Source organism: Methylobacterium aquaticum (genome assembly GCF_016804325.1).
GTDB lineage: Bacteria > Pseudomonadota > Alphaproteobacteria > Rhizobiales > Beijerinckiaceae > Methylobacterium > Methylobacterium aquaticum_C.
In genome coordinates, this window is the sequence record NZ_CP043627.1 from 276758 (window position 1) to 290571 (window position 13814).

The following is a 13814-nucleotide window of genomic DNA, read 5'->3' on the forward strand; positions in this document are numbered from 1 at the left end:
GGGACTTATTTCTGATCGCCGGCAATTACGTCAATGATACGATTTTACCGGTGAATCTCGCTTACCTGCGGGAACCGGCTGGTGCGCGATCCGTTTGTGCTCCGTTGCCTCGCAAGGCAGCGACACGAGCATGAAGGATCGAGCGAGCCGTGACCGCAGGCGTCGACAGGCATGAACTCCGGCAGATCATCGCCGGCCTCAGCGAGGGCGTGATTCTGGTCGAGCCCGACCAGACCATCGCCTACGCCAACGAGGCCGCGCTCGCGATGCACGGCGCCGAGAGCCTGGACGAGATCGGTCCGACGGTCGATGCCTACCGGGAGCGCTTCGCCCTACGCTACCGCAACCACCGCGCCCCGGAGAGCTACCCGATCGAGCGCGTCGTGGCCGGTGAGAGCTTCCACGACGTGGTGGTCGAGGTGACCCGCACCGACAAGCCGGATGTCGGCTTCGTGCATTCCCTGCGCAGCCTCGTCGCGACCGACCGGGAGGGCAATCCGAGCTGCCTGGCGCTGATCCTCAAGGACGTGTCGGACCAGTTCGAGGCCGAGGACCGCTTCGAGCGCACCTTCAACGCCAACCCGGCCCCGGCCGTCATCACGCGGCTGTCCGACCTGCGCCACGTCAAGGTGAATGCCGGCTTCCTGGAGATGACCGGCTATACCCGCGACGCCGTGATCGGCCGCAGCGTCTACGAGGTCGACGTGCTGGCGCCAATGCCCGCAACCGCGACCTCGCGGTCTCGCGGCTCGACCAGGGCGGCACGATTCCCCAGATGGAGGCGCGGCTGGAACTGCCCGATGGCGGCGGCCGGTTCGTGATCGTGGCCGGCCAGCCGATCGAGATGGGCGACGAGCCCTGCATGCTGTTCACCTTCGCCGACCTGGAGCTACGGCGGAAGGCCGAGACGGCCCTGCGGCAGAGCGAGGAGCGCTTCGCCAAGGCGTTCCGCCTGACGCCGGTGCCGACCCTGCTCGCCCGCGCCGAGGATTTCCACGTCACCAGCATCAACGAGGCCTTCACCCGGGTCTTCGGCTTCGGCGAGGACCGGGTGGTCGGACGGGCTCCGGGGGAATTCGGGCTGTGGGTCTCGGCCGAGCAGCGCCGGCGCTTCGAGGAGGGGCTGGCGCGGACCGGCTACGCGCTGGGGCTGGAAGTATGCCTGCGCCACGAGAACGGCGCCGACCTCGATTGCCTGATCTCGGCCGAGCGGGTGACCATCGGCGAGGCGGGGTTCGTGCTGATGGTCCTGCAGGACATCACCGAGCGCAAGCACACCGAGCGCGAGCTGTTCGACGCGATCGAGACGGTGATGGCCGACACCTCCTGGTTCAGCCGCGGGCTGATCGAGAAGCTCGCCAACCTGCGCCGCCCGGGCCGCGAGGCGCCGAACGACGCGATCCCGGACCTCACCTTGCGCGAGCGGCAGATCCTGAACCTGATCTGCAGCGGCCTCGACGACGACGGCATCGCCCGCAAGCTCGGTCTGTCGCGCAACACCGTGCGCAACCACGGCGCCGCGCTCTACCGCAAGCTCGGCGTTCATCGCCGGACGGAGGTGATCCTGTGGGGCCGCGAACACGGCTTCCCGCTCCAGGCATCCAGTAGCTAAAGTTCAGGCTACTGGTACTTTCCTACCATTGACGATGCGCGACGCGCCTACATCTCCAGGCCGGTCGGAGTTTTCTCACATCATCGAGGTGCTCATGGCCGATCGCGCATCGAAGACTTCCACCGACCAGCCTTGCACCGAGAAGGTCAAGGGTTCGGTGAAGGAGGCCATCGGCAAGCTCACCGGCGATGTCCGGATCGAGGCCGAGGGCCGGCGTCAGAAGGACGAGGAGCCCACCCCGAAGGGGACTGGGCCCCGCAAGGACTGACGACACCCGTCATCCGGCGCCCCGTCGGGGCGCCGCGTTTCCCCGAGAACACCAGAGGAGAATCCCATGGTCGATACCAACCGCATCACCGGCGCCGCCAAGGAACTCGGCGGCAAGATCCAGGGCGTCGTCGGCGACCTGACCGGCTCGCACCGCGACTCGGCCGAAGGCCGCTTCCGCGAGGCGCAGGGCGCGGCGGAGGACGCCTACGGCCAGGCCAGGGACAGCGTCCGCCACGCCGCCGACCGTGCGCAGGATTATGCCGGCGACGCGGCCGATCGGACGCGGGACACCGTCCGCCACGCCGCGGATCGGGCCGAGGATCTCGCCGACCGGGCCCGGGACCGGGCGCGGGACTTCGCCGGCAACGCGCAGGGTTACGCCGACGAGGCCCAGGGCTACGCCGAGGAGGTCTACGAGCGCGGCAGCCGCTCCCTCCGCCACGGCGCCCGGCAGGTCGGCCACCAGGTCGCCGAGTATCCGCTCGCCTCGCTGGTGATCGCCGGCTTCGTGGGCTTCGGCCTCGGCCTCCTCGTCAACGCCAACCGCGACTGATCGCGGCCCGACCGCCTCGCGAGCAGTGGGCCCCGGAGCGGCGAGACCGCACGGGGCCACCCCCGCGATGCCTGAACCACGACGATTGAACGACTCGGAGTAGAAGCGTGACCATCCAGACCCCCGTCTCCCCCCTCGCCACGGCGGCGCAGGCCGATACCCGCGCGGTCCTGCTCAACCAGGTCTCCTGGGGCGCCATCTTCGCCGGCGCCGTGACCGCGCTCGTGACGCAGGTGATCCTCAACCTCGTGGGCGTCGGCGTCGGCCTGTCCTCGGTCGGCGTGAACGCCGCCGACAACCCGGCCGCCTCGACCGTCTCGATGGGCGCGGGCCTGTGGTTCGTGGTCTCGGGCATCGCCGCTTCGCTCGTCGGCGGCGCCATCGCGGGCCGGCTCTCCGGCAAGCCGCTGCCGGGCGCGGCCGCCCTGCACGGCCTCGTCTCCTGGGCGGTGACGACGCTGGTGGTGATCTATCTCGTGACCTCGGCGGCGAGCGGCCTCGTCGGCGGCACGCTGAGCACCGTGTCGAGCGCGCTCGGCGGCGCCGGCAACCTCGTCGGCGGCACGGTGCAGACCGCCGCCCAGGCCGCGGCCCCGTCGCTGTCGAAGGTCCAGAACCCGCTCGAGGGCATCGAGGACAAGGTGCGCCAGCAGGCCGCCGGCCAGGACCCCCAGGCCGCCCGTGACGCCGCCGTGGCCGCCGTGCGCGCCGTGCTGACCGGCGACGCCGCCCAGAAGGAGCAGGCCAAGACCCGCGCCGCCGATGCGCTCGCCAAGGCGCAGAACATCTCGCCCGACCAGGCCAAGGCGCAGATCGACGACTACCAGAAGCAGTACGAGCAGGCGGTCGCCACCGCCAAGCAGAAGGCCGAAGCCACGGCCGTCGCCGCCAAGTCGGCCGCGACGCAGGGCGCCTTCTACGCCGCCATCGCGCTGCTGCTCGGCGCAGCCGCCGCCTTCTTCGGTGGCCGCCTCGGCGCCCCGAAGCTGGTGACCACCTACGACGCCCGCCGCGTCTGATCCCTCCCCGGCTCCCGCCCACGGCGGGAGCCCTCCCCCCTCACCTTCCAGCAGCAGGAGAGTTTTCGATGAGCAGCACCACCGACAAGCTCAAGGGCCTGGCCAACGAGGCCGTCGGCAACGTCAAGCAGGGCATCGGCAAAGTCACGGGCGACGACCATCTCGTCGCCGAGGGCAAGGCCCAGGAGCTGAAAGGCGAGGCCCAGCGCACCGTCGGCGAGGTCAAGGACGGCGTGAAGAACGCCGCCGACAGCCTCCTCGGCCGCAAGTAACGCCGACCGTGTTCCACAGGGTGGTGGGATCGTCCCGCCACCCCGCCAACCCGACACTCAGGAGGACAGCATGAACCGCGACCAGTTCAACGGCGCGTCCCGTCACCTGAAGGGCCGCGTCCAGACCGCGCTCGGCGGCCTTGCCGGCGACCCCGTCCGCCAGGTCCGCGGCGCCGCCAACCAGGTGGCCGGCGGCGCGCAATACGCCTATGGCCGTGCCCGCGACCGGGCGGACGACCTCGTCGATGACGGGCGCCATCTCGCCCGTGAGGCGCGCGAGCGCGCCGTCAACTTCACCGACGAGGCGCGCGAGCGCGCCGAGGATTTCGCCCACACCGCCCGCGAGCGCGCCGACCATCTCGTCGAGGACGGGCGCCACGCCGCTCATGCGGTTCGTCGCCGCGGCGAGGCCTATGGCCAGCGCGCCCGGCGTTACGCCGAAGGGCACCCGACCAACACGCTCATCGGCCTCGCCGCCCTCGCCTTCGCGGCGGGCTGGCTCGTCCGCCGATCGCGCTGACACTCACCCCATCCACCCGAAGGGAGACCACGCCATGCTGCGCAAGATCTTCACGCTCTTCGTCCTGCCGAAGCTGATCGCCTATCTCGGCCGGCGCGGCTCCCGCCCCCGGCCCGGCCGGACGTACTGATCCGGGCGATCGGATCGCTGTCGCGGGCGGATACGTCCCCGCCGCGTCACGGGCGCCGGCGGCAACGAGACCGTCCGAGACACGATCTTTCAACGATCAAGCGCGGGCCTCTCTTGTGGGAGAGCCCGCGCTTCTTCTTTTTCGGACGGAGGCGGTGCCTCATTCGGATCGGCCGGTGGCCCCGCACTCCCCCACCGCATTCCTGTGCATGCGACAGCCTCGGCCCGGACCCAGCGCAGCCGCCGGGCGTTTCCCGATCCAGAGAACGGGAGCGGGGGAACGATGGCACAGCGCAAGGTACGTCAGCGCGCGACGGCGGCAGTCGAGGAGGCCGTAGCGCCGCTGGTGCCGCCGGGCGCCCTCGCGGTGGCGTTGCTCTCCTTGCGCGAGCGGGGCCGGCCCCTCGTCCACGTCGCCCGCGACGCCCGCCGGCTCGAGGAGATCGCCGCCCTGCTGCGCGGCCTGGCGCCGGGGCTGGGCGTCGCGATCTATCCGGAATGGGATTGCCTGCCCTTCGATCGCGCCTCGCCCTCCCGCGGCACGATGGGGGCCCGGGCCGGCGTGCTGCGCTGGCTCACCGACGCCGACAACCTGCCCGACATCCTGCTCACCACCGCCCCGGCCCTGATCCAGCGGGTGCCCCTCCCCGAGACCTGGGCCGAGGCCCGGGTCGAGATCCGGGCCGGCGACGCCCTGGAGGCCGGCCGCCTCACGGCGGAGATGCAGCGCCTCGGCTACATCCTGGACGACCGGGTCGACGAGCCCGGCGAGGTCGCTTTGCGCGGCCGGACCATCGACGTGTTTCCCGCCGCCGCCCCCCGCCCCTGCCGCATCGAGCATGCGGAGGGCAGGGTCACGGCGATCCGCACCTACGATCCGGTATCGCAGCGCTCCCTCGACGAGATCGGGACCCTGGTGGTCGATCCCGCGACCGAGATCGTCCTGGCGCCGGATTCGCCGGTGCGCCTGCGGCCCTTCACCGGCCAGGAGCACCAGCTGCCCACCCTCTACGGCCGCCTCACCACGGTGCTCGACTACGTGCCGGAGGCCCGCCTGGTGGTCGAGGCCGGGGCGGAGGCCCGCGCCGAGGCCTTCTTCGAGCAGATCGCCGAGGGTCGCGCATCGGAAGCCGCGACCCGCGGCAAGGCGGTGTCGCTCTACCTGACGGCCGCCGAGTGGCAGACGGTGCGGGAGACCCGCGAGATCGCGGTGGCGAGCGACGCGGATGCCGAGTCGGTCGCCGTTCCGGCCTTCCTGCGCGAGCGCCGGCCGGGCACGGCCTTCTCGGCCTACCTGCGCGAGCGGCTGAAGGCCGGCGAGCGGGTGGTGCTCGGCGGCGACGGCGCCGGGCTCAAGCGCCTGGCGCGCCAGGCCGCGCGGGCGGCGGAGCGCAGCGTCCGCCCGGTCGCCGACTGGTCGGAGGCGGTCGCCGCCAAGCCCGGCGAGATCCTCGCCCTGCCCGCTCCCCTCGATGCGGGGTTCCGGGTGCCGGATCTCGGCGTCACGGTGATCGCCGCGCCCGACGTCTATGGCGGCACCTCGGTCCGCCCGAGCGCCGGCCAGCCGGTGATCCTGCCGATGGGCGAGGTCGACCTGCGCGTCGGCGACGTGGCGGTGGACCGCGACCACGGGCTGTGCGTCTTCGAGGGGCTGGAGCGCATCGCCACCGGCGACGGCGGCCGCACCGAGGCCCTGCGCCTGCGCTTCGCCCACGAGGCGATCCTGATGGTGCCGATGGCGCAGGCCGACCGGATCTGGCGCTACGGCTCGGAAGAGGACGCCGTCACCCTCGACACCCTCGAGGGCGGCACCTGGGCCAAGCGCCGGCTGACCACCGAGGCGGGTCTCGCGCGGGCCGCCCGCGCCATGCTGGCGGCGGCGGAGGAGCGCCGGCAGGCGCGTGCCCCCGCCCTGGTGCCCCCGGAGCGCGAGATGGAGCGGTTCGGCGCCGGCTTCGGCTTCCCGCTCACCCCCGACCAGGCGAAGGCCGTCGACGGGGCGCTCGCCGATCTCGCCGGCACGCGGCCGATGGACCGGCTGGTCTGCGGCGATGTCGGTTTCGGCAAGACCGAGGTGGGCCTACGCGCCGCCGCCGCGGCTCTGCTCGCCGGCAAGCAGGTCGCCGTCGTCGCCCCGACGACGGTGCTGGTGCGCCAGCACCTGCGCACCTTCGAGCGGCGGTTTGCCCGCTTCGGCATCGGGGTGGCGCAGCTCTCGCGGCTCGCCGGCCCGGCGGAGGCCAAGCGGGTGCGCCAGGGCCTCGCCGACGGCTCGATCCGCCTCGTCGTCGGTACCCATGCGCTCGCCGGGCGCGGCGTCGCCTTCGCGGATCTCGGCCTCGTGGTGATCGACGAGGAGCAGCGCTTCGGCGCGGCACTGAAGGAGCGCCTGCGCACCATGGCGGGCGATGCCCACGTCCTGACGCTCACCGCGACGCCGATCCCCCGCACCCTGCAATCGGCCCTAGTCGGCCTCAAGTCGCTCAGCGTCATCGCGACGCCGCCGGCGGTGCGCCAGCCGATCCGCACCCTTCTCACCCCGCTCCACGACGATACCCTGCGGGCGGCGCTGATGCGCGAGAAGGGCCGCGGCGGCCAGAGCTTCGTCGTCTGCCCGCGGATCGAGGAGATCGGCCCGATGGCCGAGCGCCTGAAACGGCTGGTGCCGGAACTCGATACCGTGGTCGCCCATGGCGAGATGAAGCCGTCGGACCTCGACGAGATCATGGTGCGCTTCGCCGACGGCGAGGGCGACGTGCTGCTCGCCACCTCGATCATCGAGAGCGGGCTCGACGTGCCGCGGGCCAACACCATGCTGGTCGTCGACGCCGAGCGCTTCGGCCTCGCCCAGCTGCACCAGCTCCGCGGCCGGGTCGGGCGCGGCCAGCGCCGGGGCGTCGCCTACCTGCTGACCCGGCCCGACCGCGAGCTGCCGCCCGCGGCCGAGAAGCGCCTGCGCACGCTGGAGGCCCTCGACCGCCTCGGCGCGGGCTTCGCCATCAGCGCCCGCGACCTGGACTTGCGCGGTGCCGGCGACCTCGTCGGCGAGAACCAGGCCGGCCACGTCAAGCTGATCGGCCTGGGCCTCTACCAGCACCTGCTCCAGCTGGCGCTGCGCGCCGCCAAGGGCGAGCCGGCGGAGGATTGGGCCCCGGAGATCCGCCTCGGCCTCGCGGGCGACGTGCCCGAAGACTACGTGCCAGAGCCGGAGCTGCGCCTGAGCCTCCATACCCGCCTCCTGCGTCTCGGCAGCGCAGAGGAGGTCGAGGCCCTGCGCGGCGAGGTCGAGGATCGGTTCGGGCCGCTTCCCTCCGGCGTGCGGGCGTTGGTCACGCTGGGCCATCTGCGGGTCGCCTGCCTGTCGCTGGGCATCGCCCGGCTCACCGGCGGGCCGCAAGGCCTCGCGGTCGATTTCCGCCCCGGCTGCGCACCGGCCGCGATGCCGCTCGGCGACGACCTGACCGCCCGGGACGGAAGGCTGATCCTGCGCCGGCCCTGCGACGATCCGGACCGGCGCGGCGAGATGGCGGCCGAGTTCCTGCACCGGATTCAGGAGGCCCGGGACCATCAGGGCTAACAGCACGTGCGGCGCCGGGTTTTCATCCGGCGCCCGGAACGATCGCCCACGGCCAAGGTTTGACTTCCACGACCGGATCAAGGTCCGCCGACGAGCCGCGCCCCATGGACAGACCCACCTCCGACAGACCGTACGAGAGCGACCAGGACGAGGTGCCGTCCGAGGCCATCGTGCTGGAGCCGCTGGCCGACTTCCCGCATATCGACCTGCGCACGCCCGGCGAGCCGTGGGAGAAGCGTCGCGCCGCCGGCAAGGGCCTGCGGGCCAAGGTCCCGCATGGCAGCCACGGCCCGGTCCCCGTGCCGGAGGACCGGCCTGATCCCGTGCGGCTGATCGAGGAGGCGCAAGCCGGGCGCCAGGAGCGGCTGATCCCCCTGCGCGTCGCCCGGATGGCGAGTTCGCCCTTCGCCTTCCTGCGGGGTGCCGCCACCGTGATGGCCTGGGACCTCGCGCGCACGCCGACGAGCGGCATCGACGTGGTGATGAACGGCGACGCCCACATCTCGAATTTCGGCCTGTTCGGCACGCCCCAGCGCGACATCGTCCTCGATCTGAACGACTTCGACGAAGTCACGATCGGCCCGTGGGAATGGGACCTGAAACGGCTCTGCGCCAGCATCGAGGTCGCCTCGCGCGATCTCGACGTGCCGGCGCCCGAGCGCCGCGAGGCGGTGATCGCGGCGGCCTTCGGCTACCAGCACACCATGACCGAACTGGCGCCGCAGGGTCCCCTCGACGTCTGGCACCGGGCGGCGCGGGCCGAGGACCTGGAATTCAGCGGCATCACGATCGACGACGAATCCCGCGACGTGGTGCATCGCGCCGTCGAGAAGGCGCGCAAGCGGCACAACAAGAGCCTGCTCGCCCGGATCGGCGAGCGGCGGGTCGATGGCGGCTGGCGGTTCCGCAACGACCCGCCGATCCTGACCTGGGTCGACGACGAGACCCGCGAGGCGGTGACCGCCGGCTTGGAGCGCTACGCCGAGACCCTGCCGCGGGAGCGCCGGTTCATGCTGAGCCGCTACCACGTCGTCGACGTCGCCCACCGGGTCGTCGGGGTCGGCAGCGTCGGCACCCGGGCCTATGTCGCGCTGCTCTGCGGCAACTCCGACCAGGACGTGCTCTTCCTCCAGGTCAAGGAGGCGGTGCGCCCCGCCCACGCCCCTTATGTCTCCGGCATGCCCGAGCCCTATGCCTCGCACGAGGGCGAGCGGGTGATCTACGGCCAGCGCCTGCTCCAGGCGGTCGGCGACCCGCTCCTCGGCTGGACCACCATCGACGACCGCCCGTTCTACGTCCGCCAGATGAAGAACATGAAGGGCGAGATCCCGCTCAGCTGCATGCGCGGGCAGCCGCTCGTCTATTTCTCCTGGGCCTACGGCGCGCTGCTGGCCCGGGCCCATGCCCGAACCGGCGACGCCGCGGCGATCGCCGGCTATTGCGGCCGCGACCGTCACGACGACCTCCGCGAAGCGCTGGCCGATTGGGCGCGGGCCTATGGCGATCGGAATGCGGAGGATCACCGGCTGTTCAGGGAGGCCATTGCGGCAGGACGATTGGAGGCGGCCGACACGCCAGGGATTTAGGTCGCGACACAACTATTGTGCCGATGGCCTACGACCTTGTGCATAGTCACCAATATAGCGTGGTCCGACGAAGGGCTACCAGTTCGTCGGGCAATGCAGTGAAGTCAAAGGCCGGCAGATCTTCGCGACGGTATCGAAATCGTGAAGTGCTCCGGCGAGATGCCGACGCATCGCGTTGATCTCGGGCCAAGCCCGAGATCAACGGAACCATCGTTCCATCTCGAATTTGCTGCAGCAGCCCAGAGTTTGGTTTGAAGCTCAAGAATGGCATCAAAGGTCGTTTTTCAACGACCTTTGAACCGTTGTCGCTTTAATGAGAGTCTACCAGTTCACTTAACGATCACCCTTCAGTCTTGAAGATTCTATAAAGAATCGGTATCCGCTCCGTGGAAAATTGCTCTATAATTCAGACTGGCATGATACTCAACCGAATCTCATGTTTTGAAGAAATAAAACTAGGAAATATATCGTCTGTTTTGCTCGTAAATACACCTGGAACCAAAATTGTTTCCTTGAAATTAAGGCTCTTCAACGTTTCCGTCAATCGCACATAGTTGACGGGCCAGTTGATTCGGCAAAAATCATGGCCGGCAACAACAGCGTCATCTTTCAGCTTCGGCAGCCATGTTTCAAGGATCTGTGCCGCCACGCCGGTATGGGCGTAAGCATCGATATACATGAAATCCAAATGCCCGTCCGGGATCAGATCGAGTGCCTCATCAAAGGTCTTTCGCAGAACGATCGACCGCTCGCCATGTTTCGACAGAAGATCGCTGGCGGCGCGAAACTCATTGTCGTCATGGTGGTCTCCCCAGACATCCACAGAATAAAGTGTACTGAAATGTCCCGACATGAGAAGCGAGTCCGAGAATACTCCGGATGCAACGCCAAGTTCGATCCCAACGGAGTCTTGCCGAGTCAAGTATCCGATGGCATGTCGGCCAAACATCTTGAGCAGATCAGCCTTTGTTGCGCGATCGACAGCTCTGAGGTAAGATTTTATTTTATCGTGGATGTGCTCGATCGAATCTTTCGGATGCGCGGTGGTGTGATCCACGCCTGATCGGGAGGCATCCGGCAGCTTTCGCGGACCGAATTTCTTGTCTACTTTCTCCAAGATGACAGCTTGGAGAGCTGGGGCCGACTGAAAAGTTTCGTTCGAAATACAGTAATCCTCTTGCAGATATCGAGCGATGTCCTCTCGCATATCCAAGGCGGCATCTCGGTCGGCCGATAATTCTTCTAAAGTTCTGACGTATGACTTGCCTAGCGACTTAATTTTTTTGCCAAGGAGGAAAGCCGACATGGCAACATTGGACGAAACAGTTATGACTTCGTCGACGAAAGGAAGAAACATTTCCGAGGTGTTCGAGATGAGGCTGGCTGGCAAGCGAGCCAAGGCGGGATTCGAGAGCCAGATTTCCGTGAACTGATCACCGACAACATGATCGTGGGGCGTCGGATGATGTGTAACGATGAGCTTGTCGGCGGTCATTATGTCGAGCGCTCGCAGGATGATCGGCGCTGGCCCCTGAGCATGAGTCAGGGCCCCCTCCCAACTCAACCAATCTTGGGGCTGTAGCGCGAGCATGGCGACGCTTTCCCCGTGCGTGTTCCGCTCGATGAAGTCTCGACATGCATCGTACTGCGAATGGGCTGAGGTCGCCGCGTGATACCGCTCCAAAAAGGCGGCCAAGTGAGAGCCGCTGCGCTCTTCTCCGGCATGCGGCTCGAGCGCGCGCCGGAGAGTTTTGACGGAATGGAACGGTCCGTCAGAGAGATGTCCCTCCAGCGACAGAAAGCGGTTCAACGGATACGGCACCCTGGGCAGCGGGCCATACTCGGAACTCAGCAGGGGGATCGAAGCATTGTCGCAGAGTTGGCGAAGGTAGCGGTTCTGCGCGGTCGTCACGACGATATCGGGACGAAATTCGTGGAATGCTTCAGACATTCTCGCGAGTAAAGAGTTATTTCGAAATGGCCGCGGAAAGGGCAATATTCTCTTCGTTTCAGGACCTCGGAATAAATCTGCGGAATAAACGTCAGTTCTAAAGTTGCAGTCGCGCAAAGCATGCGTGCTATCAATAGTAAAGACAGAAATTTCAGAAATATCAATATTAAGATCACGAATTGCTTCGATCGCATGTAGAGACAATATAAGATTCGAAACGACACAAATCTCCGCTGAGCGCGAATCATTATGAAGCGCCTTCAATATTGGCTTAATAAATATTTCGATGTGCCCACTAAGAAAAACAGCTGATTCTCTAAACCAGAGAGGCTCTAAGTAAACCATCGTGCGCAACGCCACCCACTCCCTATAAATCGCGGAATTCCTAACAGTTTAGCATCATTATTCACGCAGTTGCAAGCCGATTCACGATATGAAGTTGGTTCTCAATACTCGTTCGAGCGGAATAGATTTTTCATAATACTAAAAAGTTACGGCGCACGGTCGCCAAAGATCTTCTGTCGCTGCCACGCTAGGGAAGGAATGAGCACCGGTCGTGTGGCACAAACAATCCGAATCTGGATTATTCCTGCATCTTCCTCGAAATTCGTCAGTCAACTATCGAACGAAAAGGGTCGCAAAAATTAGGTAGAATGCCCACGTAGATACCCTGGCGATGCTAAAAAACATCGAAACTATGTAAAATCATAGTAAGTTGCATGATCATGCGTAATTTAATCGAATTAGAAAATAAATTTTAATATGTTGACGGCGTAATTGTGCAATTGAGCGTCTCATGAATAAAAACCGCTTCATGATTTTAAGAAAATGATCGCACTCTTACGCGGAGTGGGTCGTAAGCGCTTCGTCACGAAATCCACTCGGTCGAGTTTCGATTCGCACGTCGCATGGCTCAAGCCCTATCTCGTCCGCCCTGACAGGCACCGCCGATACAGCGTACTACGGCTGATCCCAAGGATGCGCGCCGCCCGGCTGACATTACCGTCATTCTCCGCCAAGGCCGCCCACATCGCGTCGCAGGCGATCGTGTCGAGGCGGCCAGCCTCGCGCTCTTGCCGCGGAGTGGGCGCCAGGGAAGCAGGCCGGGCCACCCCCTCCGGTAAGTCCTCCACCCCCAGCACCTCCCCCGCCTCCGCCAGCACCGCCAGCGCCTTCAGGCAGGCCGCGAGCTGGCGCAGGTTGCCGGGCCACTCCGCCTCGGCCAGCGCCGCCTCGCAGGACGACGACAGGGTCACGTTGCGGGCAGGACCCTCGGAGCGGGCCCACAGGGCGCGTATCAGGGCGAGGCGGTCCGGCCGGTCGCGCAACGGGGCCAGGCGCACGCGGTAGGGGGCGATGCGGTAGAACAGGTCGGCCCGGAAGGCGCCCTCCTCGACCATGCGCAACAGGTCGCGGTGCGTGGCGCAGATCAGGGCGAAATCGACCGGGACCGGGCGGGTGCCGCCGACGGGCAGCACCTCGCGCTCCTGCAATGCCCGCAGCAGCCGCGATTGCAGGGCGAGCGGCATGTCGCCGATCTCGTCGAGGAAGAGCAGGCCGCCATCGGCCTGGCGCAAGAGGCCCTTGGCGCCGTGGCGCGCAGCCCCCGTGAAGGCGCCGGGCTCGTAGCCGAACAACTCCGCCTCGATCAGCGTCTCGGGCAGAGCCGCGCAGTTCACCGCTACGAAGGGCTTTTGCGCCCGCGCGCAGGCCGTGTGGGCGGCGCGGGCAAACACCTCCTTGCCGGTGCCGGTCTCGCCCTCGACCACCACCGGGATCCCGGCATCGATCAGGCGCATGGCCCGCGCCAGGAGCTTTTCCGTGCCAGGATCGAGGATCGGCCCCTCGGATTTCGGTCCTTCGGGGCTCGGTGCCTCGGCGGTCGGCCGCACGGTCTCGCCCGTGGGCCGGCGCCTCGCCGGGGCCGGCACGCCCTGGAGGCGGCCGTAGAGCGGCGCCCCGGTCGCGTCCCGCAAGGCGAGCAATCCGGGCGCGGCGGCGCCGCCATGAAAGCCGGCCTGTTCGGCCCCGATGTCGCCCCAGCTCAGGCCGAGGAATGCCAGCCCGTGCCGGTTGGCACCGATGAGGCGGCGGCCCTCGAAGACCAGCACGCCCTCGCGCGGGGTGCCGAGCAGGCCCGGATCGCGGTGCAGCCGCAACACCTCGCAGCCCGGCGGCACCGTCTCGAGCAGGCGGTGCTCGATGGCGGCGACCGCGAGCCCGACGAGGCCCAGCGCATGGCCCTGGTGGATCGCCGCCGGCCCCGTCAGGTCGAGGACGCCCAGCACCGTGCCGTCCGCCCCGAGGATCGGCATCGCGGCGCAG

General features: G+C 67.6%; 9 protein-coding genes and 1 pseudogene. 8 read left to right on the forward strand and 2 right to left on the reverse strand.

The features are described from left to right. Positions 1 to 149: 149 nt before the first annotated feature. The 8 genes and pseudogenes from F1D61_RS01215 to F1D61_RS01250 all read left to right on the forward strand — a co-directional run bounded on the left by F1D61_RS01215 (position 150) and on the right by F1D61_RS01250 (position 9538). Positions 150 to 1612, forward strand: a pseudogene (locus F1D61_RS01215) (helix-turn-helix transcriptional regulator). Positions 1613 to 1706: 94 nt separating this feature from the next. Then, positions 1707 to 1880, forward strand: a complete 174-nt coding sequence (locus F1D61_RS01220) for a CsbD family protein (protein WP_203156167.1) — start codon at positions 1707 to 1709, stop codon at positions 1878 to 1880. Positions 1881 to 1946: 66 nt separating this feature from the next. Then, positions 1947 to 2435, forward strand: a complete 489-nt coding sequence (locus tag F1D61_RS01225) for a CsbD family protein (protein ID WP_203156168.1) — start codon at positions 1947 to 1949, stop codon at positions 2433 to 2435. Between the two features lie 107 nt (positions 2436 to 2542). Next, positions 2543 to 3454 (forward strand): PhnA-like protein, encoded by a 912-nt coding sequence (locus F1D61_RS01230; protein WP_203156169.1) that lies wholly within the window; start codon positions 2543 to 2545, stop codon positions 3452 to 3454. A 68-nt stretch (positions 3455 to 3522) separates the two neighbouring features. Then, positions 3523 to 3726 (forward strand): CsbD family protein, encoded by a 204-nt coding sequence (locus F1D61_RS01235; RefSeq protein WP_203156170.1) that lies wholly within the window; start codon positions 3523 to 3525, stop codon positions 3724 to 3726. A 70-nt stretch (positions 3727 to 3796) separates the two neighbouring features. Continuing rightward, positions 3797 to 4246, forward strand: a complete 450-nt coding sequence (locus F1D61_RS01240; RefSeq protein ID WP_203156171.1) for a CsbD family protein — start codon at positions 3797 to 3799, stop codon at positions 4244 to 4246. A gap of 412 nt (positions 4247 to 4658) precedes the next feature. Beyond that, positions 4659 to 7952 carry a helicase-related protein gene (locus tag F1D61_RS01245; RefSeq protein WP_203156172.1) on the forward strand — a complete coding sequence of 1098 codons (3294 nt, stop codon included), beginning with the start codon at positions 4659 to 4661 and terminating at the stop codon, positions 7950 to 7952. Between the two features lie 104 nt (positions 7953 to 8056). Continuing rightward, positions 8057 to 9538: a DUF2252 domain-containing protein gene (locus F1D61_RS01250; protein ID WP_203156173.1), complete on the forward strand. Its 1482-nt coding sequence runs from the start codon at positions 8057 to 8059 to the stop codon at positions 9536 to 9538. A gap of 406 nt (positions 9539 to 9944) precedes the next feature. Here F1D61_RS01250 and F1D61_RS01255 read toward each other — a convergent pair whose 3' ends face one another. Together F1D61_RS01255 and F1D61_RS01260 are read right to left on the reverse strand one after the other, a co-directional pair. Continuing rightward, positions 9945 to 11849, reverse strand: a complete 1905-nt coding sequence (locus tag F1D61_RS01255; protein WP_203156174.1) for a class I SAM-dependent methyltransferase — start codon at positions 11847 to 11849, stop codon at positions 9945 to 9947. Positions 11850 to 12409: 560 nt separating this feature from the next. Beyond that, the gene (locus F1D61_RS01260; RefSeq protein WP_348649412.1) at positions 12410 to 13804 is read right to left on the reverse strand and encodes a sigma-54-dependent Fis family transcriptional regulator; all 1395 of its coding nucleotides are present in this window, start codon (positions 13802 to 13804) and stop codon (positions 12410 to 12412) included. Positions 13805 to 13814: the final 10 nt, after the last annotated feature.